This is a genomic window from Acinetobacter sp. Tr-809 (genome assembly GCF_011753255.1).
GTDB lineage: Bacteria > Pseudomonadota > Gammaproteobacteria > Pseudomonadales > Moraxellaceae > Acinetobacter.
This window is the reverse complement of sequence record NZ_VWVZ01000001.1, coordinates 406,178-428,891: the sequence shown is the minus strand read 5'-3', so window position 1 is coordinate 428,891 and position 22,714 is coordinate 406,178. Positions and strand designations below refer to the sequence as shown.

Annotated in this window: 20 protein-coding genes; 9 read left to right on the top strand and 11 right to left on the bottom strand. The window is 39.6% G+C overall.

Annotated features, from left to right (window positions below):
* Positions 1-6 precede the first annotated feature (6 nt).
* The 5 genes from F3J02_RS02210 to F3J02_RS02190 form a co-directional block, all read right to left on the bottom strand.
* Positions 7-891, bottom strand: a complete 885-nt coding sequence (locus F3J02_RS02210) for a LysR substrate-binding domain-containing protein (protein WP_167247252.1) — start codon at positions 889-891, stop codon at positions 7-9.
* A 143-nt stretch (positions 892-1,034) separates the two neighbouring features.
* Positions 1,035-1,760: an FMN reductase gene (gene msuE, locus F3J02_RS02205; RefSeq protein WP_167247250.1), complete on the bottom strand. Its 726-nt coding sequence runs from the start codon at positions 1,758-1,760 to the stop codon at positions 1,035-1,037.
* 89 nt (positions 1,761-1,849) lie between these two features.
* A complete protein-coding gene (locus F3J02_RS02200; protein ID WP_033133529.1) occupies positions 1,850-3,043 on the bottom strand; it encodes an LLM class flavin-dependent oxidoreductase in 1,194 nt (397 codons plus the stop codon).
* A gap of 19 nt (positions 3,044-3,062) precedes the next feature.
* Positions 3,063-5,396, bottom strand: coding sequence for a TonB-dependent receptor (locus tag F3J02_RS02195; RefSeq protein WP_416224632.1), 2,334 nt, complete (start codon positions 5,394-5,396; stop codon positions 3,063-3,065).
* 237 nt (positions 5,397-5,633) lie between these two features.
* Positions 5,634-8,246, bottom strand: coding sequence for a TonB-dependent receptor (locus tag F3J02_RS02190; protein ID WP_167247248.1), 2,613 nt, complete (start codon positions 8,244-8,246; stop codon positions 5,634-5,636).
* Between the two features lie 276 nt (positions 8,247-8,522).
* Between F3J02_RS02190 and F3J02_RS02185 the strand changes: the two genes are divergently transcribed.
* On the top strand, positions 8,523-10,106 hold the full coding sequence (locus F3J02_RS02185; protein ID WP_167247246.1) for an ABC transporter substrate-binding protein: 1,584 nt from the start codon (positions 8,523-8,525) through the stop codon (positions 10,104-10,106).
* 106 nt (positions 10,107-10,212) lie between these two features.
* Here the strand turns inward: F3J02_RS02185 and F3J02_RS02180 are convergent, their stop codons facing one another.
* The 4 genes from F3J02_RS02180 to F3J02_RS02165 all read right to left on the bottom strand — a co-directional run bounded on the left by F3J02_RS02180 (position 10,213) and on the right by F3J02_RS02165 (position 13,537).
* Positions 10,213-10,617: an ExbD/TolR family protein gene (locus tag F3J02_RS02180; protein WP_004655022.1), complete on the bottom strand. Its 405-nt coding sequence runs from the start codon at positions 10,615-10,617 to the stop codon at positions 10,213-10,215.
* Positions 10,617-11,354 (bottom strand): MotA/TolQ/ExbB proton channel family protein, encoded by a 738-nt coding sequence (locus F3J02_RS02175; protein WP_167247244.1) that lies wholly within the window; start codon positions 11,352-11,354, stop codon positions 10,617-10,619. The genes F3J02_RS02180 and F3J02_RS02175 overlap by 1 nt, the downstream gene beginning before the upstream one ends.
* 31 nt (positions 11,355-11,385) lie before the next feature.
* Positions 11,386-12,213, bottom strand: coding sequence for an energy transducer TonB (locus F3J02_RS02170; protein ID WP_167247242.1), 828 nt, complete (start codon positions 12,211-12,213; stop codon positions 11,386-11,388).
* A 190-nt stretch (positions 12,214-12,403) separates the two neighbouring features.
* The gene (locus F3J02_RS02165) at positions 12,404-13,537 is read right to left on the bottom strand and encodes an LLM class flavin-dependent oxidoreductase (protein WP_167247240.1); all 1,134 of its coding nucleotides are present in this window, start codon (positions 13,535-13,537) and stop codon (positions 12,404-12,406) included.
* Between the two features lie 313 nt (positions 13,538-13,850).
* On the opposite strand from F3J02_RS02165, the gene F3J02_RS02160 reads away from it, so the two are divergent.
* The 7 genes from F3J02_RS02160 to tatC all read left to right on the top strand — a co-directional run bounded on the left by F3J02_RS02160 (position 13,851) and on the right by tatC (position 18,827).
* Entirely contained in the window at positions 13,851-14,924 is a 1,074-nt protein-coding gene (locus F3J02_RS02160) for an ABC transporter substrate-binding protein (protein ID WP_167247238.1), read from the top strand.
* Positions 14,925-14,927: 3 nt separating this feature from the next.
* Entirely contained in the window at positions 14,928-15,767 is an 840-nt protein-coding gene (locus tag F3J02_RS02155; protein WP_167247236.1) for an ABC transporter permease, read from the top strand.
* The gene (locus F3J02_RS02150; protein ID WP_167247234.1) at positions 15,767-16,552 is read left to right on the top strand and encodes an ABC transporter permease; all 786 of its coding nucleotides are present in this window, start codon (positions 15,767-15,769) and stop codon (positions 16,550-16,552) included. The genes F3J02_RS02155 and F3J02_RS02150 overlap by 1 nt, the downstream gene beginning before the upstream one ends.
* A gap of 34 nt (positions 16,553-16,586) precedes the next feature.
* Positions 16,587-17,342, top strand: a complete 756-nt coding sequence (locus F3J02_RS02145) for an ABC transporter ATP-binding protein (RefSeq protein WP_049175663.1) — start codon at positions 16,587-16,589, stop codon at positions 17,340-17,342.
* Between the two features lie 93 nt (positions 17,343-17,435).
* Positions 17,436-17,651 carry a Sec-independent protein translocase subunit TatA gene (locus tag F3J02_RS02140; RefSeq protein WP_167247232.1) on the top strand — a complete coding sequence of 72 codons (216 nt, stop codon included), beginning with the start codon at positions 17,436-17,438 and terminating at the stop codon, positions 17,649-17,651.
* 13 nt (positions 17,652-17,664) lie between these two features.
* The gene (tatB, locus tag F3J02_RS02135; protein WP_167247230.1) at positions 17,665-18,081 is read left to right on the top strand and encodes a Sec-independent protein translocase protein TatB; all 417 of its coding nucleotides are present in this window, start codon (positions 17,665-17,667) and stop codon (positions 18,079-18,081) included.
* Positions 18,078-18,827, top strand: a complete 750-nt coding sequence (gene tatC / locus F3J02_RS02130) for a twin-arginine translocase subunit TatC (protein WP_167247229.1) — start codon at positions 18,078-18,080, stop codon at positions 18,825-18,827. The genes tatB and tatC overlap by 4 nt, the downstream gene beginning before the upstream one ends.
* 36 nt (positions 18,828-18,863) lie before the next feature.
* On the opposite strand, the gene F3J02_RS02125 is transcribed toward tatC, so the two are convergent.
* Positions 18,864-19,940: a sigma-54 interaction domain-containing protein gene (locus tag F3J02_RS02125; protein WP_167247227.1), complete on the bottom strand. Its 1,077-nt coding sequence runs from the start codon at positions 19,938-19,940 to the stop codon at positions 18,864-18,866.
* A gap of 312 nt (positions 19,941-20,252) precedes the next feature.
* Between F3J02_RS02125 and F3J02_RS02120 the strand changes: the two genes are divergently transcribed.
* Positions 20,253-21,341, top strand: a complete 1,089-nt coding sequence (locus F3J02_RS02120; protein WP_167247225.1) for an LLM class flavin-dependent oxidoreductase — start codon at positions 20,253-20,255, stop codon at positions 21,339-21,341.
* A 92-nt stretch (positions 21,342-21,433) separates the two neighbouring features.
* Here F3J02_RS02120 and F3J02_RS02115 read toward each other — a convergent pair whose 3' ends face one another.
* Positions 21,434-22,696 (bottom strand): lipase family protein, encoded by a 1,263-nt coding sequence (locus F3J02_RS02115; protein ID WP_416224631.1) that lies wholly within the window; start codon positions 22,694-22,696, stop codon positions 21,434-21,436.
* Between the last annotated feature and the right edge of the window lie 18 nt (positions 22,697-22,714).

Here is a 22,714-nt window from a genome sequence, read left to right as displayed (position 1 = left end):
AAGTATCTATTTTAATTTTTGCTTCGTACCTAAATATTCGATGCACCACTGCCAAATTTTATCGACTGTGCTATTCGAATGAGAGGTTTTTTTTCTGACAAGATAATAACTTGGTTCGACAGTTTTTGTTTCCAGAGTGACTTGTATGAGTTTTCCTGATTGAATATCAGCATCCACAAATGCTCGACATACTAAAGCTACTCCTTGCCCAGACAAAGCAGCATCTATTGCCAATGTTGTTTGATTAAATACAGCTCCAGCTAATTTCGAATTCGTGTTCAGAAAATTTGGCCAATGATCATGGGCATCATGTAGCAATGGCATACGAATCAACTGTTCAAGTTCAAGAGGAAGCGTTAGATCCCTAACAAAATCAGGACTCGCTACAGCAATAAGTTCTTGATGAAACAATAATTGTGCTTCTAGATTTTCTGGAAATGATTGTTGGGTAAGCCTTATCGCGATATCAACTTGATCGCGATCAAAGTCTGATATCGCTTCAGTTGCAAGTGTGCATAAATTTATTTCAGGTAGTACTGCATGAAAATCACCTAATCGAGGGATCAATATTTTGGTCGCAATCGTTGGTGTCACACTTATAGTTACACGATCTGGCTGGTCTAGCAGTGATTCTGTTGATTCAGCAATAATATCAAAAGCACGCGTTATATCGACCAGATACTTTGTTCCTTCAGGCGTCAAAGACAATCCCCGAGGAAGTCGTTGAAATAAAGTAACCTTGAGATGTTCTTCTAATGCTCGAACCTGCTGTGCGATTGCACCCTGAGTCACTCCCAATTCATCAGCAGCAGCACGAAAACTTAACTTTCTCCCGGCTGTTTCAAATGCACGTAAGGCATTTAAAGATGGAAGTTTTCTACGAGATACCATAAACACATAAGAAAGTAGTTTTTCTACACTCTAATTTTTTTGTTGATCGTATACAAGCTTTATGCATCATCCATGATTGCATAAAGCTCTTTATATTCATTTTACTCTTACAAAATTGCTGTACTTCCCCGCTATTTAAGAGGTCATAAAACACTTACAGCTCTTTTGCTATGTAATCTTGCCTCAGCAACATCTAAATCTGGCACCTCTACAGATGGCAGTATGGAATCTTGTTCAACTTGTTTATTGATACTTAAATCTTGATTGGCCTTTTCTGATTTAGCTTTAACCTTTTGCTCACGCAATCCTTTAGCTGGTGCCCATTGCAAAATTGGTAAAGCTCGAGCAACAGCAAGCAAAATACGCTCATTCAATGCTTCACTTTTGACCGTATATTCAGGTGTAAAGTCTCGATCTGTTGCATAAACGCCTATAGGCAAAGTCTGTGCCTGAAAAAAACTAAACAAAGGGCGAAGTTGATGCTCGAGTACTAAAGCATGGCGATCACTTCCACCCGATGCTGCCAATAATACTGGGACATCCACTAAAGCGGTCTGCTCAACAAAATCAAATAAATGTTTGAACAGCCCTGTAAAAGAAGCACGATAAACTGGCGTACCAACAATTAAAGCATCAGCAGCTTCAATCGCAGCCAGATCATCTTGTACTTGTTTGGGTAACTGACTTCGATAAATTGCACCACCCAACAAAGGCCCAATCTCACTGAGTTTTACAAACTTCACATTTATTTCTATTGCTTGCGCTAATTCATCCAAAATAGTTTGAATCAAGCTTTCAGTTTTTGATGGGCTGTTAAGACCACCTGAAACTGCGACGATGTTGAGAGGTTTATCATTTGAATATGACATATTTGGCCTTTAAAAAATAAAACGATGACTAATATGGAATAAACCAAGACTTCTATTTAAAGCCTTGGTTGAATAGGATCGAGTGTGATCTAGGCAATACGGTACTTTGACTCTTCTGGAATACGCTGTAACGCCTGACGTTGATTTTTAAAATGTGGTAGAACATGTTCACCCAAGCGATAAGCTTCTTCTAAATGCGGATAACCGGCTAAGAAGAATAAGTCGATTCCGATACTGTTATATTCCTTGATGCGTTCAACAATTTGTTGATAGCTACCGACCAAAGCAACACCTGGTGGGATACCAATGTAGCCAAAGCCAGACCAAACATTGGGATGAATGAAGAAATCATTCACATTTTTACTGCCATCTTTATCCGCATATTCTTTTTCAAAGCTAAGTACCCGTGCTGATCTGAGCCCTGCATGGGCTGCTGATGCATGTAAACGTTGCTTCTCTGCTGCCTCATCTAGATAACGTTGTGCCTCTGCCAAAGCTTCCTGTTCACTACGGCGAGCAATCGTATCGATAGATAAACCAAACTTAATATTGTCACGTCCATATTTTGCAGCACGTTTACGTACATCAGCGATAAGTGCTGCAATTTCACTTGGTTTTTCGGCACGCATTAAATAATAATCTGCGTGCTTTGCACCAAACTCACGTGCGGCTTCAGAAGAACCTGCCGTACAAATGATGGGTAACTCTGCTTTATTGAGTGGATATTTTAATCCTCCACCCTCAGCAGAATAATATTTACCTTGATAATGGAAGGATTCGTTATACCAATAGCCTTTTACAACATCGAGAAACTCGGTTGCGCGGATATAGCGGTCATCGTGTGGTGTAGCATCGCCAACTTGACGCTGAATCACCTCAGATCCACCATTAATAATATTCCATACGAGGCGGTTACCTGTTGCACGCTGATAGGTTGCTGCACTTTGTACTGCATTGTATGGACTAAAGTGATAAGGCTGGAATGCAGTCACAAAATTTAGTCGCTTGGTTTCTCTGGCCAATAGCGAACAAACCGTCCAAGGTTCCTCTCCTGTTGGTGCATTGACCATCAAAGCACCTGCGAAGCCATTGATTTCTGCTGCACGCGCCACCTGTGCTAAATAGTCAATATAGGTAAAGTCATCACCCACTTGATAGTTGGATGTTGCTCCAGTATTTTCCACGCCAGATACCCGCGCCCAATCACCACGATTACGAGGATCGCCTGCCAAAAACTCAGCCTCACCATGCAAAGGTAAACGAGTAAAAAATTCAATTCCCATGATGTTCTCCGTATAACAGTTAGAATTTGGCTGTGAGAGAAACACCAACTTGGCGTGGGTTTCCGTAGGTTAAAACATATTGTCCTGCTGGGCCATTTGGACGACCATGTACCTGATATTCTTCATTTAGCAAATTCTTAACATAGGTATTGACCTGATATTTATTATTTGCGCTGTGATAACCAATATTGGCATTCCACAAGGTATACGATTTTTGGCTTAGGATTGGATCAACCGAATAGTCTTGGCGATTCACCAGGAAATATTCACGGTCACGATAGCTTGCGTCAGTACCAACAACAATACGAGAACCATCATTTAAATTGAAGCTATATTCACCACCAACACCGATGGTATATTTTGGTGAACGGACTAAACTGTTGCCAGTATTGTCAGCATTGACCACATTGGTTACTGGGTTCTTGTCAATAAAGTCAGTATATTCGCTATCTAAATAAGCGCCTGCAAAACGTAAACGTAGATTTTCAGTGGCTAAATAATCAAGCTCTAACTCTGCACCTTTAACTTCTGCTTTGGGTCCATTAGCTAAAACTGAAGTAACACCGCCCCCTTGCCCCTCTGTTGCAACTAGTAAGTTGGTTTGGATATCTTTATAGTCGTAATAGAAGATATTGGCATTTGCGACTAAATCCCCATCCAATAAGCTAGACTTCAAACCGAGTTCGTAACTGTTTAAATATTCAGGGTTAACGTCCGCAAGTTGGGTTAGGCTACTGGATAAACCAGTATTAAAACCACCTGAACGGAATCCACGTGCAAATCTGAAATAAGTATTTAAATCAGGTGTAATTTCATATTCTGGTGTAATGTCATAGGTCAATTCATTCCATGTTTTCTTACGGCTTGTTGAACCATTCGCATTTGGAGTTGGGTTATAGACGGCATTGCTATACCCCTCTTTTTTCCACCAACTACCTTTTGTATAGTCACCTGTTGTAATCTGAGTCAGATCGAGATCAATATCTTTTTCTTCACTGGTCCAGCGTAGTCCACCAGTCACCTTAAATTTATCTGTAAATTTATAGGTACTATTTCCAAATATGGCAAAGCTTTGTGTGGCTTGGTTATAAGTGATGTCTCTAAATGCTGGGGTTGATGCCGTCTGTGCAGCAGTACCATTTGGCAGCGTTTTCTTGACCCGTGCACCAACACCCGTAGAATCTAAATCTTCGTTAAAATAATGTAATCCTGCAATCCAACTTAAACGTTTGTTCGCATCGGATGAAATTCGAAATTCTTGGCTATATTGACGCCATTCATTATCGCTATAACTACGTGCAACGTCATAAGGTGTGTAATCACCATCTGAAATCGACTTTTGTGTGGTCTTGTCAAAAGCAGTAATTGAGGTAAAGCTGTGACCTCCTCCCAAATCACCATTTAAAGTGAGTGAAGCACCATCATGCTGAATTTTATTACTTTCATCTAAATCTAAATTGGTGTTACGTCCCTCTGGTCTTTCATAAATTCCCCAGTACTTCCCAATACTTAAGGAACCATTATTTCCTAAACCATTGTAGGTCTGGCTATGTAAATTGACTAATGCATTCCATTGGTCATTCACTTTACCTAAAATCTGGAAACGGAAAGATTTCTTATCAACATCACCATAATCTTCGCCATTGGCTAAATTCTTTGCATAGCCATCACGATCTTCAGAATAAAAAGCTCCCCGTACCGCAATATTGTCTGAGACTTTGCCATTGGCAGCCCCCTCAAAAGTACGTAGGTTATGATCACCTACACCTATCGTTGCATAGCCATTTGGTTTTTCTGAGAAAGTTGGTTTTTTGGAAATATAATTAACCGCACCTGCTGTAGTATTTTTACCGTAAAGCGTCCCTTGTGGCCCACGTAGAACCTCGATACGCTCTAGATCAAATAAGTCTCCTGCACCTGCAACGGGAGCATTCAAATAAACACCATCTGCATAAATTCCAACTGGAAATACAGTCGATGCTGCAACATCCCCTGTACCCAAACCACGGATATACCAACGTGGTCGACTATCACCATCTGGATTTTCCGCTGCTGCATTCGGTGTATACGTTAAAACATCACCAATAAAGGTTGAGCCCTTGGCTGCCAAATCTTTACCAGAAACAGCCGTAATCGCAGTTGGAACTTTTTGAATATTTTGTGCTCGATATTGTGCTGTTACAATCACATCACTTAACTTTTTGACATCTTTTGCATTGACCACCTGTGCCTGTTGCTCAGCTGTGATGCCTGTATCGATCTCTTCATTTGCCAAAGCCAATGTCGAAACACTCGCTGTTACTCCCCACATAGCAGTTAAAATACTCTGCCTAATTTTTGTGACCTTAAACATGGTGACTCCATTTAAATAAATCTATTCTTATATTGGCAACTTCTATGCCACTTAATTTATTTTATAATTTTCAGTATCTTAAGGAATAAAAGTAAAACTTGTGATCAGATTTTGCTGATAGATAAACATTTTTCCTTATGTTGTTGTTGTTATTCCAACATTGTTTGTTTTTGAAAAATGAAAGAAAAAATAGCCATACAACTGTATGGCTATTAAGAATTCGAAATATTCATGTATTTAAAATTTATAACTAAATTGTCCCTGCACCGTCAAAGGACGCATCGGCTGCAAGAACTCACTATTTGCCCCAGCTAAACCATTCACAAAATTACGTTCATTGGTTAAATTCAGAATATTAAAGCCCACTGTCCATTGGGGTTGTCGATAATATAATCCCAAATCTAAATTATAGTTATTTGGAACTTTAACCGTCTGACTTAAATTGGTATACCAGTTACTGGTCCACCAACCTGACAGATTTACACCAAAACCTGATTGATGTTGATAATCTACATAAGCACTGGCTGAGTATTTCGGAATTCCCGCCGCATCATAACGACCTGCTTTACGCTGGTTTAACCCATTACTGTCCCCCCAGACAGTCGCATTGTCTGCATGGAAGCCAAAGGGAGAAAATCCAGCTGGAATAATTGAGCTATATTCAGCATGCAAATAGCTTAAGTTTCCACCTATCGCAATATTTTTTTGCAGCTGCCAGCGTAGTGAAGATTCAATCCCTTTCACTTCAAAGCGTGCCATATTGCCATTGGTATCAGGCGATAAGTCTCGCTTCTGCTCAAATCCGCTTAATGTGAGAAATAGTTGATCGATAATCGGCTCATATTTAAATCCTAATTCCTTTAATTCACTTTGACTGTCAAAAGCTAAAGGATTGAGCTGATTGCCTGCCCCCCAAATGAGAAATGGGCCAAAAACACCTGTGTTGAGTGCAGTACTCTTGTCATAGGTAAAATACAGGGTAGTTTTTTCTGTTGGCTTGATAAATGTACTGGCTTGATAACTGAGCAAACTATATTTATTACGATCTGAACGGACATCTGTCGGCACTAACACTAACAGGTTTTCAAGTTTGGCTTTGATTGAACTATGATTAATCCCAAGATTAATGCCAAACACATCATTAAAAGTAAAGTTTTGCTGAGTAAACACACTCCATGTATCCCAAGACCCTGTTCCTGTATAAACAGCACCACCTCCATTGGGAGGGAAACCACCTTTTTCAGCATATAAGCCATGGCCGACTGGATACATTCTTGGCAGATTTAAATAACCAAAGTATTGAGAATCTTGAGGAACACCCGCCTGTCCAATCCAGCCTCCTGTTGAACTGCTATTGTTAACCAAGCCCAGTAAATCCCCTGGATTTTTTTGAGAAGGATCATTGGTCAGATCATAAGGGTTAATATTAAAACTATTATTTGCCGCTAAAGAAGTAAATTCCTCACGGCGAAAAGCTCCTCCAGTACTGCCTTTATTATTCACCTTAAGCCCAAACAACTCGAAATCATAATCTGCGAGGAATTCTAGGCGATTATCAAATAACTCATGCTCCAGATCAGTAAAGAAACTTCCAACCGAATCACCTAAATCCTTGCTATTTTGATAAAGCATACTATTCGAAACAGACCAATGAGTATTCAAATCTTTCACTAATTTTAATTGGGTGCTGAAACGTTTGGCACTATTTTTATCTTCACTTCGACCAGAAATATTATCGTCTAGTTTGACCAATCCATTACCGGGTATAGATGCATCATAGACCCAACCTCGAATCGTTCCAGCCTGATTTGCTGTTGCATTAGGTAAAGGTGTTGTTTGAACTGGGCCTACAGCAATATATTGGTTTTTATCATTCTTTTGTCGATTCTGCCAACCAATCACTTTGGAATTTGCAGCCCCAGATTCAAATACAGGTGACCAGAAAGCTGAACCATTTTGAATAATTGGCGTCGCTCTGCCTTTGTAATACTGACGGCTATCAACAGATTGTTGTGTTGCCCTATTCCAACCATGTGTCACGTTAAAATCATAATAATCGTCATAACTGATGTTCCAGTCGACACGTAGACTGTCATCTGGACGCCAAGCCAATGCGCCATAGAATGCATTAAAATTATTTTTCACATTGTCATAATAATCATCGGTTTTTTGGGCTGTTGCGCTGACACGGAATGCAAGTTCTTTAGAGATCGGGGCGGTATGATCAATACTGACAGAAAAATTAGGTTCTGTACCTTTTCCTGCATAGATTGAACCAACCGAACCAGAAATCGTTGTTTCTGCTTTATTAAAGTTAGGTTTTTTAGTGAGATAATTAATATATCCACCTGAACCTGAAGTGGGTGCAAAAATTACTCCCGTTGGCCCTGCTACAATATCAGCCGCTTCATATGCATTTAAATTGGTCGGATGACGGGTACTATAAATTCGTTGGCTATCCTGGAAGACCTCTGAATTTTGTCCGCGTATCTGTGGTGCGAAATTGGCATTTTGTCCTCCACCTCGGGTAATACTCGGCGCATATTTAACAAGATCATCTGCACTACGGATCACATCTTCACGAAATTGTTGTTCCGATACTTGGGACACCACACGAGGTGTGTCTAATACTGAGCTATCCGTTCCATAGATTGAAGTCACTTTACGTTTAGGAACAACAGTTTGTTTTTTATTTACCCCAGTCACCACGACATCTGCCAAAGTAATCACATCACTTTCAGTATTTGCCGATGTTGGTTGGGTTTCTTCGGCAAAAACATATATGGGTAAAGATGCCCCCGAAAATGCTAAGGCAATCACTAAAGGTTTTAATTGAAAAGGCTGCTTCATATCATACTCAGTAAAGTAAATTTACAGTACGTTACGCAAGGCCTATGCCAATCATTAAACAACCTTCAAACAATACCCAAGACATTGATTTAATAGTTTTTAATTTTTATATATTTAGATATCAGCTTTATAAATGTTTATTTTTTCAACAGATTTGTTGAAATAAAGACAGTAAACAAAAACCATTTTTAATTAAGGTACTGATAAATATAAGTAAATTATTGGCATTTATTCTGCAAGTCCATAACAGATGATTATCCAATATGAGTATTTATAATGACAAGCCGATCAATTCTATTGTCACGTCGAAAGTTTTTAGCACAAAGTCTTAGCGCATTAGGTGGTGTTTCTTTAATAGGGAGCTTGTCTGGCTGCGATCAATCACCACAAACGGATACTGAAGTACAGAGCCCATCTTCACTCACTCCCAAACATGGTGGAACGATTCGATTGGGTCTAATTGGTGGACAACAGTCAGGCAGTTTAGATCCACATCTATCTACTTCAAGCGCAGGAATTACCCGAGGTTTTGCCATATATAACAAGCTATGGGAATGGGATGAAAATATGCTCCCACGTCTTGCCTTGGCTGAATTTGCTGAACCAAATCATAATGCGAGTGAGTGGACCATTCGTCTACGTAAAGGTCTAGAATTCCATCACGGTAAAACAATTACTGCTGATGATGTGATTTTCTCAGTAAAACGTTTAACTGACCCAAAGCTCGCTTCACCGTTTCGAAGTCTAGTGCAATGGATTGATCGCGATCGCATTCAAAAATTAGATGAATATACCGTTCGTATTCCTTTTATCAATTCAATTGCTGGTTTCGTTGCACTCCCCGAAACTTGGGTGAATTTTGGTGGAATCGTACCTACCGACTTTGATCCAATCCACAATCCAGTCGGTGCTGGACCTTATAAAGTCAAACAGTTTATCCCTGGTCAGCGTTCTGTCTTCACCCGTTTTGAAAACTATTTTAAAGCAGATCAACCTTATGCAGACAGTTTTGAGGTGATTGATTTTAAAGATCAGGTCTCGCGTTTAAATGCTTTATTAGCAGGACAGATTGATATCGCCAATGCCATTTCACCTGAATACATTAAAATTCTGGAACAGGCGAAACATATTCAAACCATTCGTTCTGAAACCAATACCCATAATGGTTTTGACTTTAATACACAACAAGCCCCTTTTAATGATCCTAAAGTTCGTCAGGCATTTCGTTTAATTGCCAATCGTGAAGAGCTTGTACAACGCGGGTTAAATGGTCAGGGACGTATTGCCAATGATCTTTACTCACCACAGGACCCTGCTTTTCTTAGTTTACCCCAACGTCAGCAAAATATTGAGCAAGCAAAAAAATTATTGGCACAAGCTGGTTTTAAAGATGGTTTAAGTGTTGAACTTGTTGCACCTGCTGGCAGCGCCCAGCCTGCATTGATCTTTGCAGAACAAGCAAAACTTGCCAATGTAAATATACGAGTCAAACAAGTCGATGCTGCAACTTTTAATGGACCAGATCGCAATAAATGGCAACTGTCAAGTAACGCAACCAATGTCGGCACACCCTATTTATCTACTGCTGTTGTCAACGATGCACCGATTTCAACAACCAATAAAATCAATTTTAAAGATCCTGAATATAGTGAGTTGTTTTATAAGGCGCTTGCCGAACCAGATTTAGCAAAGCGAAAAGTGTATTTGACTCAAGCACAGAAAATTCAACACGAACGTGGTGGAATGCTGATCTGGGGATTTAGCCATACCATTGATGCAGCCACAAAAAATATTGGAGGCCTAGCCCCAGAACATACTATTTTTCCAACGTGGCGTTTTGAGAAATTATGGAAGGCTTAAGCACATCCGTTTAACTTTGCTTCCCCTCTTGATGAGGGGATTTTTATTCTGCCGGTAGAATAAATTAAAAAAGCTGCCGAAGCAGCTATTTAAGATGTGGCTGGGATTATTGAGGAACAGTAATCACCGATAATTTATCTACGCCTACACGTTCAATACTTGCCAATAATTTTGCAACTGTTCCATAAGGAACAGTTTCATCCGCATTTAGGTTCAAAGCCAGCTTCGGGTTGCTATTTTTGCGTGACTGTATTTCTTGTTCAAAACTTGCAAGTGACACTTTGTCCTTATCCAAAAATATCTCACCCTGTGGATTAACACTAATCACGACAGCTTTATTCTGATCAGTTGACTGAGTCGGTGCAGCCTTAGGTAAATTTACTTTTACCGTATTGGTCAACAAAGGTGCTGTGACGATAAAGACAATGAGTAAAACTAACATCACATCCACCAACGGTGTAATGTTGATTTCACTCACCACATCATCATCTTGAGAGGTTGAAATTGCCATTATGCAAATACTCCTTTCTCTTTCACTTCTTTTGTTGAAGCATCATTCAGAATCGTATTGTCAGCCGTATTTTTGGTTTTAGCAGTCGGTAATTGAAAACCAGCCTTTTGATTTAAACTGACAAAATCTGTTGCAAAATCATCTAAGTCTGCACCAATCGCTTTAACTTTACGTACAAAGTAGTTATAAGCAAGCACCGCAGGTACAGCAACAGCGATACCAATTCCTGTTGCAATCAGTGCTTCACCAATTGGCCCAGCAACGACATCCATACTTGCATTCCCAGAATGGGCAATCGCCTGTAAAGCATGAATGATCCCGAATACTGTTCCAAACAAACCAATAAAGGGTGCATTGTTTCCAATAGACGCCAATAGCGCTGAACCTTTCTCTAATTGACGACGTTCAGTTAAAATTTGTTTGCGTAAGTGACGTTCCAGTAAGTCCTGACGGCTCCAACTGTTTTGCAAGTCATGGTGTGTTTTTTCATCTGCTTCTATCAGTGTTTTAAACCCCGCATTTGCAACACGTGCTGCTGGTCCTTGGCCCGATTCAGATTTAGTCACGGCGTCAGATAAATTTTTTGCTTTCCAAAACGCCTCTACGAAACGTTTATCTTGTTTTGATGCTCTTTGGGTCTGAACGATTTTGATTACAACCAGTGCCCAAGTCACAATTGAGAAAGCAACCAATAACCAGATGGTGCCGTCATGGATCAATGAATTAATGTCAGTCATGTAAATATCCTCTTAATCTATAAAATTAAATTTATTTCGGTAATTGATAATGAATTGGAACATCGACCCAACCCTCTACAGGTGTTTTACCTTTTAAAGCGGGTGAAAATTTCCATTGCTTTACTGTTCTTACAGCAGCGCTATCTAAAAGTTTTTTGCCACTACTTTGCTTGACACTGACCGTGTCAGGGCTACCATTTGCGAGTACTTTGACCCTTAAAATCACGGAACCTTCCCAACCCCGTTCGAGTGCCTGTTCTGGATATTCGGGTGCAGGATTACTTAGATAGCCTGCATATCCTTTCGCTTCAGTCACAGCTAAGTTGTCATCGACCGACTTCACAGGTTCAACCACTTTCTGAACAGGCGCAGGTGCCACCTCTTTGGTCACGACAGCCTCTTCAACTTTTTGTGGGGTAGGCTGAGTGACTGCTTTTGCAACGGGTTTAGGTTGCTCCACCGCTTTCTGTACAGGTTTGGGTTGTTCAACCTGTTTAACGATTGGTTTTGGCTTTTGCACAACCGGTGGAATTTTAGGTTTCTCTGTTACAGGAGGAATTTTAGGTTCAATCACTTTGGGTGGTTGTTCAGGTTTTACAATTTCAATCACCACGGGTTCTGGCTTATGAATGTCCAAAGTCGGTGTAGGCAAGTGTTTTGCGATATACCAAATTCCCAAATGTGCTGAAGCAACTGCAATAATTGCAATCAACACTTTATTCAATTGAGGTGGCGATGGTTGGATCACCTCCAAGGAATGTCGTGTCAATGGATCTGATATATTGTTTGAACCAGATGCAGGTGCATATTGTTCAAATAGCAGTGCTCGTTTATGCGAGTTAAATATTAGTTCACTCATAAGGATTTAAATGAAAAATAAAATATTGAATAAAAAATTGCACAAGTCATGCCAACAATATAAGTATTTGATTTATATTTTTTTAATTAATATTTTTTAGCTAATTGATATTCAAAATGTTGGTTTTCAGACAGTATTTTGCTGTTCAAACAACAAGATCCCTTTGATATCTCAAAGGGATCTAAATTTATTATTTTAATTTATATCCAACCAGTGGTAAGACCTCTTCTGCTACCCGATAGGCTTCTTCCAAATGGGGGTTACTGGCTAAAATGAAATGACCAACACCAATATCAATATATTCTTGCAAACGCTCTGCAACCTGTTCATAGCTACCCACTAAAATACAGTTTGGTCCACCACGTACATTGGACATCCCCGCCCAAACGTTCGGACTTACAAATAAGTCTTCGAAACGATTGCCCTGCGCCAAGGCCTGCTGACGTTTTGCTCCAACCGACTCAGTATCTTTTCGTTCAAATGCGTGACCATCAACAGCAATGGTTTCATACATCTGTTTAAGCTCCTGAAAAGCTTGCTCTTGTGTAGGCCTTGCTAGTATATCAATACGCATACCAAATTTAACTTTAGGATCAGGCGAGTTTTGTTCAAAAAATGCTTGCGCCTGTTCAATGACTTTTTTCTGCTGCTCAACAGGTTCACCCCAAGTTAAATGAATATCAGCATGGCGTCCTGCGACTTGTAGAGCGGCATCACTCGCACCAGCCAACCATAACCGAGGGACATCATATTGATTCATTGGGTATCTCAACCCGCCCTGCTCAACATGAAAAAACTTGCCATCATAGTCAAATGGAGCACGATGTGAATAACCTTTTACAAACTCCAAAAACTCGTTGGTGCGTGCATAGCGCTGGTCATGTTCAATAAAATCACCGTAAGCGCGTTGCTGCGCACCGCCTCCACCTGAAATGACATTCCACTCGACTCGCCCCTGACTTAAACGTTGTAAACTGGCAGCCATTTGGCTGGCATAGGCTGGATGAATAAACCATGGCTGAATCGCAATCAAAAGTCGAAGTCGTTTGGTTTCCCGAGCCAATGCTGAAGCCAATACCCAAGGCTCTTCAGTATGAGGAAAAGCGGGGATTAATGCGCCATGAAAGCCAACAATATCCGCTGCTTTTGCCACTTGCTGTACATAATCATAGTAGGCAAACAACGAATCTTCATGTTGCGGTGCCACGCGTTGTGGAGATTGAATTGCTGGATTTAACTGATTCCATTCACCACGGGTATGTAACTGATGTGCTCGACGACCATCCCCATGAACAGGAATTCTCCATAAAAACTCAACTGACATAATAGTTCTCAATAATTAAACATTTCACGACATCGTGTTCGTTAGCTATGTCATGAGCAGAAATCATGCCGCTTTTTATTCGCTATTTTTTTAACATATACTATTGTTTTATTTAAACTTTATAAAAACACACCAAAACGTAGTGTTGAAATTTCAACATTTTTATACATTTAAATGTCTGTTTCACAGCATACATGACTGACTCAAAAACAATAGTCAATCTAAAAAATTATAAATAATTGATTTTTATGTATTAATTATTTTGGCTTAGTTCTTGCTCTATCCCTCTATATTTTTTAATTCTTATGACGATATGCGTATTCTTTCTAGCTTATTTTTAAGTTTTAGCCTTTTAGGACTCGTTGCTTGCGATGCAAAACAAAACCAACAAGCATCTGAGAGTAAACCTACTCAGCAACAGTTGCGTATTGCTGTTGTAGCCAATGGAACATCAGGTAGTCTGGACTTTATTGGCGTACCACAACTCATCTCTCAAGACCCTATTTTTCTCAAGGCCTTAAAGCAACAACATATTGAGTTGAAATGGGAGCCAGTAACAACTGCTGCTGTAGCGACTTTAGTGAATGAAAGTTTCCTGAACAATAAAATTGATTTTGCTTTTTATGGCAACCTACCAGCTGTCGTACTGAATGCAACTGGGGTCAGAACACAAATTGTTGTGCCTGGGGGGATTGGTAATAATGTCTATCTGATTGTGCCACCTGATTCACAGGTAAAAAGTATTGAGGACTTAAAAGGTAAAAAAATTGCTTTACACCGTGGCCGTCCTTGGGAAATCAATTTTGGTCAACTGATACAAAGCAAAGGTTTAAACCTCAAAGACTTTCAAATTATTAACTTAAACCCTCAAGCAGGCGCAGCAGCTTTATCTGCCAAAAGTGTGGATGCATTTTTTACTTTAAGTGATGCACTAACTTTACAAGACCGCCATCTCGGTAAAATTATATGGTCATCTCAATCCTTGCCTGCTGACTGGAAAATGCGCGCAGAATTATGGGGACGTAAGAACTATATTGAACAAAACCCTGAGACCACTCAGTTACTTGCTGATGCAACAGTTAGAGCAATGAACTGGATATCCCAACACCAAGATGAATTTCAGCAAAGTCAAACCAAGTTTGGTCAACCTTTAAATGTGATTCAACGTGAAAGTCAAAATAGTGCAAGTACATGGCAACAGGATTGGTCACCTGAATATAAAGTTGATTTCCTTAAACAGCACTATGCCAAAGTCATTGACCATGCTGTGAAAAACCAGTTGATTCAAACGCCTTTAAAAGCAGATGAGCTGTTAAATCCAAAATTTGCCGATCAAGCAATTCAAAATTTACATGCAAACGATCAGCAGAAGAAACAGGGAGACTAAGCGATGAAAACGCTCGTGAACCCTCCCCTTGAAAAGAATATCGTTGTAGTTAGACCTCCGCTATGGAGGAGAATTTCTGCTGAGCGGTTGTATTGGCTACTCTCGATGATTTCGCCCTTATTGGCTTTACTCTCATGGCAGTTTATTTGCTCTTTACAAATTTTTCCGACTCAAATTTTGGTTCCACCCGCAACGGTTTGGAATACATTTATGAGTTTATTGCAAAGTGGTGAACTACAACTGCACTTAAAGGATAGTATTTTTCGGTTGTTTTATGGATTTTCTATTGCAGCATTCAGTGCCATTGCTTTTGGAATTGCCTATGGTTCAATCACTACATTCCGTAATTACACTTATATTCTATTCAATCTCCTATACCAGATTCCGATCTTCGTCCTCATTCCTATTTTTATTCTCATTTTTGGGATTGGCGAACTGTTTAAAATTTTACTCATTATCAAAGCCTGCTTTTTCCCGATTGCTTTGGCAACAGCAGATGCAGTGAAAAATATTCCTAAACAATATATTGAACTCGGTCAAATCTACAAACTTAAACCGCGAGCGTGGCTTAGGTACATCGTCATCCCCTCAACATTACCGCCATTAATCAGTGGACTGCGAATCGCTTTAGGCCGAGCATGGTTGATTTTAGTCGCCGTTGAATTACTTGCAGCAGGTACTGGCATTGGTCAGATGATGGAGCTAGGACGGCAAATGCTTCGTTTAGATGTAGTGATGGTCGGGGTATTTATTACAGGTGTGATTGGTTTTAGCCTCGATAAACTTTTACGTTTGGTTGAACAGCGCTTTATATCACCTGCACTCAGTTCAAGGGGGAAATAATGTCACTATCACTTAGTTTGAAAGGTGCATTACAACAGCCTGTGGTTCTATTACAAGGTCTATTACTTCCATTGATATTGCTCGCTTTATGGCAATACAACTCAGGACTAGGTTCTAGTCATGCCTATGCCTTTGTCCCTTTACAGCATATTTATTTTGCTTTTCTTCAGCTGTTGGGAACTGGTGAATTATGGCTGAATACATGGGGTAGTCTGAGAAAAGCGGGCTTGGGCTTTTTATTGGGTTCAACAGCTGGACTAATTTTAGGTGCCTTACTCGCCTATTCAAAAATTTTAAATGCACTCGTTTCTCCGCTGTTTAACAGTATTCGACAAATTCCTCTGCTCGGTTTGACTCCATTAATTGCTTTATGGTTTGGCAATGGTGAAGAAGCCAAGATCTTTATTATTGCACTGGCATCTTTTTTCCCTTTGGTCATTAATACCTTTCAAGGACTCAGTCACTACGATGAAAAATACAGTGAAGTCGCCCGCATGTATCGGTTTTCATTTTGGCACGAGTTTAAAAGAATCCGTTTACCACAAGCCCTACCACATATCTTAACGGGGCTAAACTTAGCCGTACCCTTTACTTGGATTACAACTACGGCAAGTGAGTTGTTATTCAATGCAGGCGCAGGCTTAGGCAATCTCATGATGAAAGCTGAAATTAATGCCGAAATGGACATTCTACTGGTATGCGCAATTACGGTCACGATCAGCGGTATTTTAATGACTGCCAGTATCCATCTTATTTCAAAACGTCTGCTGCAATGGCGGGCTTAGCCTTTAATTTAAAAATACATATCAGGATTTCAACATGTCTTTTCCTTTACTCTCGATTAAGAAACTCAATAAATCATTTCAACGTGATCAGAACAAATTAACGGTTTTAGATGGTATTCATCTCGACATTGAGCAAGGCGAATTTATCTCCATTGTCGGCAGCAGTGGTTGTGGAAAATCGACTCTACTGCGTCTAATTGCAGGACTAGACCCAGACTATCAAGGTGAAATTTTACTCAATCAAATTCCAATCCAAGGGACAGATTTAAAACGAGGTTTAATTTTTCAGGAGCATCGCTTGCTGCCTTGGCTGACCGTTTCCGAAAACATCCATTTGGCACTGGAAGAAACAGAGTTAAGCCGTTCAGAAAAAAATGCTCGGGTGAAAGCGCATATCGAAATTGTTGGGCTCACTGGATTCGAGAATGCCTATCCTCATGAACTGTCTGGTGGCATGGCACAGCGGGTAGCAATAGCACGTGGGCTAGTCAACAAACCCGATATTTTACTTCTAGATGAACCGTTTGGTGCATTGGATGCCATGACTCGGAGTCATTTACAGGCTGAACTGCAACGTATCTGGCAACATGAAAAAATCACCATGATTCTTGTGACGCACGATATTGAAGAAGCTGTCTATCTTGGAGATCGTGTGATTGTGATGTCAGCTCGACCAGGGAAAATCAAGGAAATTATCCCCATTCCTTTGACTCATCCAAGACATAAAGACAGTGAAAGCTTATTCAATTTCCGTAATCAAGCACTTCATCTACTGGATCATAGCGCATAATTAAATCGAATATTGATCGATATTAATATGATTTAGAAAACAGATGATATCGTGATATTAATAGTCATTATTATATATTTTAGGAGTTTTAGCATGGGTTTATCAATTTGGCACATTTTATTATTTGCTGTTATCGTTATTTTATTATTTGGTACGTCAAAGCTAAAAAATCTAGGTAAAGATTTGGGTGGTGTAATTAAGGACTTTAAAGACTCTGTTAATTCTGATGACCCAAAACTAATACAAAACCAGCAATACAAAGATATCACTTCGTTAGAATCAAATAGCGAAAAGCAGACCAAGTTATAAGTGATAGATTGTCATGTTTAATATCAGTTTTGGGGAACTATTTGCTTTTGGCATTATTGCGCTTATTATTTTAGGGCCTGAAAAGCTTCCCCAAACATTAAGAACGGTACTATTAAAATATAGGGCAATTAGAAATCACCTCAGTAAAATCCAGCATGATCTAGAAAATGAACTGGAGTTGATTGAACTAAAAAGAATCATGCAAGAAGAGCTGCAAAAAATAAAACAAAATGAAGAGCAGCTCAAACAACAACTCGCGCTCATGCAACAAGAAATTGAAAATGTACAATCAAGTGTTTTTCTGGAACAAGGGACCAAAGCAAAGTACACCCAGAATTGTGTTTATATCCACTCACATGACAAGCTAAAGACGCCATTTTTAACTCATTTTAACTCAGCAAATAAATTCAGTGAGGATCAAGCGGCATGACCGAACACATAGTCAGTGAAAACCTCACCGAAATGAGATATAGCGAGCATTTAAAAGATTTAAGAAAACGTTTGATCTATAGCATCGGTGCTGTTGTTGCCATTTTTTTACTGCTTCTACCACTTGCCCAACAAAACTACCATGTTCTTGCTCGACCTTTAATCTCATTGTTACCTGTTAACTCAACCATGATTGCAACGGACGTCATGGGTACATTTTTAGCTCCGTTCAAACTCAATATTTATCTGGCAATTCTAGTGAGTATTCCTTTTATTCTGTATCAGTTCTGGCAATTCATTGCGCCTGCACTCTACCAAAACGAGAAAAAATTTGGAGTCGCTCTAGCCCTTTCCAGTATTTCTTTATTTTATCTCGGTCTCTTGTTTGCTTATGGTCTGATCTTACCCTTAGCCTTAAAATTCTTTGTTCTGGCCTCTCCTGAAAATGTATTACCAATGACGGATATCAATAGCTATCTGGATTTCTGTTTAAAGCTTTTTCTTGCTTTTGGTCTAGCATTTCAGATTCCAGTTTTGACTTATATTCTTATTTTTATTGGTATTCTATCTATTCAGCAATTAGAAGAACATCGCAAACACATCATTGTATTCTTCTTTTTTATTGCAATGTTCATTACCCCTCCAGATGTGTTTAGTATGCTCGCCCTTGCCGTCCCCATGTGGCTATTATTTGAATTAGGTTTATGGATCACCAAATTAACAACCATAAAAAAAGAACATCCATAGCTCAAACATGGATGTTCTTAAAATAGAATATTTTTTCTATGCAATTTCATTTTCATTCTTATTGGGTAATAAATTATACCGAGATAGAAGATTACGCAGAACATTGCGGGATAGACCTAACATTTTTGCAGTCTTGACCTGATTATTCCAGCAACTGGAAAAAGCAGTATTCACAATCTTGTCTTCAATAATATGCCACGCTTCACCATCATATTCCTGAAATAAACGCTTCAGAATATCTTCAAATTCCTGAATTAAATCACTATCTGGTAATGCTGCGGATCCACCTTCTTCAGAAAATCGCAGATGTTCAATATCAATCGTTTTACCACTACTCATCAGTAATGCATAATGGATATTGTTCTCCAACTCACGAATGTTGCCTGGCCAACTATAATTTAGGAGAGCATTTCTAGCTCGGTCACTAATATTTGGCTTTGTTGTAATCAGCTTCTGAGAATACGAATTTAAGAAAAAATCGACTAAAGGTAAAATATCGCCTTTGCGTTCCCGTAATGGCAAAATATTCAGTACCACGACATTCAAACGGTAGTATAAATCGAGTCTAAACTTGTTTTCTGCCACAGCCTTACGCAAATCTACATGCGTACCAGACAAAATACGTACATCGATTGGAATCGGTTTACGCCCACCTACGCGTACCACTTCTTTTTCTTGTAATACACGTAATAGCTTCACTTGCAGAGACAGTGGCAACTCACCCACCTCGTCTAAGAACAAAGTACCACCATCGGCTGTTTCAAAAATACCAGCGCGTGTCTTATTTGCCCCTGTAAAGGCACCAGCTTCATAGCCAAATAACTCTGACTCAGCCAGTGTTTCAACGAGTGCCCCACAGTTCACGGCAAGAAAAGGTTTGTTTTTACGATCACTTTTTAAATGAATTTCGCGTGCAATCAACTCTTTACCTGTGCCCGACTCACCTTGAATGATAACGCTGGCAGAGCTTGGGGCAATGGTTTCAACTTGATTTAACAATTTACGGGAGTTTTGATCTGAAAAAATAATTGCTTTTGCTCGAATTGGTTTTACAGGTACCCCGTTATCTGGCAAAGTAATTACTTTATAATCATTATCCAAATAGGATTTCATAATTAATCCTTTAAATAGATTAGGATGATATTAAAATAGAATAGTACAATTCAATTACAAAGCTGATAAATAATAATTACAGATATTTAATCCACGATTTAAATATTCGTTACCCTAAGAATTAACCTTATAACTTTATTAAGAATATAATTCTCATTTTACGAAATGTTGATTTTAAAGCAGAATATAAATGCTTCTGATCAAATTTAGACACTTAATTAAAATGCTATTTCCTAATCGCTTATTTTATATCAGGTTAAATTTGGCACTTAATTTGCTCATTGGTTAAAAATCCACAAAATAGGTTTAATAATGAGCATAGAATTTGTTGGCATGGTTTTTCCTAACCAATGGTCAGAAACCAAAGGTACACGTATTGGTCATAAAATAGACCTCGACTATCTACGTTATCATGCACGGGCGCATGAATATGCTGGTTTTGATAAAGTTCTAATTGCTAGCGGACCAAGCAGTCCAGACAGTACACAAATCGCAGCATATATGGCACAGCATACTGAGCAACTCGGGTTCATGATTGCTCATCGTCCCGCTCTTGTCACTCCAAATCTAGCTGCACGTTCCTTTGCAACACTTGACCATACGACGGGTGGTGGAAGAATTCGATTACATGCGATCACGGGGATTACAGCAGAGCCTCAAGAAGGCGATTATATTGTTGATAAAACTCAACGTTACGAACGAACGGGTGAATATCTGGATATCATCCAGAAACTCTGGAAAAGCGATCAACCCATTAGCTATGAAGGTAAATACTTTAAGCTCGACAATGCTTTTTGCCCGTTAAAGCCAGTCAACGGAACAATCCCGATTTCATTCGGTGGCTCATCCGATATTGCTTATGAAATTGCAGTCCGCCATGCCGACTTGTATTCACTTTGGGGAGAACCACTGGCTGGTGTAAAAGATCAAATCAATAAATTAAAGCTCGCAGCAGAACAAGCCAATAAACCACAGCCTCCTGTGAGTTTATCCGTACGCCTTATTATTGGTGCAACCGAAGAACTTGCTTGGCAGCGAGCAGAACAGATTCTTGCAGATATTCAGAACAATCCAACGTTTCAAAATAACGGAACATTATCTGGGCACAAAATCAAGGGAGTCGGTTCACAACGCTTATTGGCAGCAGCCCAACAAGGTGATCGACATGATCGTGCATTATGGATGCCCACGGCAACTGCTGTAGGTGCTTATGGTGATACGACAGCCTTAGTTGGTACACCCGACACCATTATTGCAGCATTAATCGATTATGTAGATTTAGGCGTTACCACCTTTTTAAATCGAGGCTATGATCCGATCTATGATACAGTTGATTATGGCCGCTATATCATCCCTGCTGTACGTGAAGAGGCTGCAAAAAGATTAAAGCGTATCGCTTAAACATTTAAAACATCAAGCCGCTCTTCAACATCTTTGAAGAGCGGCTTTTTAAAATAAAGATTTTCTCCAGTGAGAAAGTCTTTATGTCATATTTATTGTAAATCAGGCTTACAAATAGCCTGAATATTTTCTCCTGCAATCACCTTTTTAGCAAAGGGAATTGAATCTTGTAATGAAGCATTGACGGTCTCACTATGCCCTAAGCCATGATACAAATGCCCTTCGACCACGGTACCCGCTTTACACGCATCGGCCACGAGCTTCATTTGAGATCGGGCATCAGGTGTGCGATCGTTTGCCCCTGTTCCGATAAATAATGGGTGACTGATTTTTAATGTCGGATAATAACCATAATCATTCGATTGTTTCTCTTGCAGTTTTTTATAGTTCGCAGGTGGATTAGGTTTATACGCTTGTGCTGGCGAAAGACCCGCAGTTTGAATATCCCCCATAAAGCTTGTTAAGCAGGCATTTCTTGCTTGTTCAACTAAAGGTACTGCTTCAGGTGTGAAAATATCTTCTGTTTTTATCTCTGAATATAAACTTTGCGTCACTAAAAAACTATAGATGCCATAAGCAAGCGACGGACTGACTTCATAAGGGTTTAACTTTAACTGATTCTTTTCAGGTGTCACCTCAGGATCTTGATAAATCACGCCTGTACCAATTGAACCTTTAATATTTAAGTCAGGTGCATACGTAGCCGAATAGGAAGAAGCCGAAACAGCTCCCGCGCCTCCTTGAGATTGACCAACAATCACAAACTTATTTGCAAGTGGCAACTTTGCTTTTAGAGCAGCTCTACCACTATCTAAAATACTATAGGCCAGCATGGGGTTATTAATTAATAAGTGCGGTCCTGCAACACCTAACCCTTCATAATCTGTAGCGACAACAGCGAATCCTTCTTTAAGCCAACGGTTTAAATATTGTACATCGCGGTATGATCGTCCATTCCATGATGGCGCACAAGCATCAGCCAAACCGACCGTACCATGTGCCCATAACACCACTGGCCAACCATCTTTAGGTGGTGTTCCTTTTGGTAAATGAATACTTCCTGAGACTATAATAGGTGTTTTACTATCTTTACCACTGGTAGAGCTATAAAGAATTCGAATCGCCTGACTATCATTTGCCAAGCGAATATAAGGATTATGAATAGCTTCTGTTTTTAATAATTTTCCAGCCTGTGCTGGAATAGCTGATTTCCACGTATAAAACTCAGAAACTCGGCCATCTCCATATTGATCTTGAGGTATGGGAGCAGGTTGAGCCGTGGTTAAGCAGCTCGAAGTTAACATCGTGGTGATTAAAGAATATTTGCATAACGTTGATAAAAAAGTATGTTGCATTGTCATTTACCTTAAAAT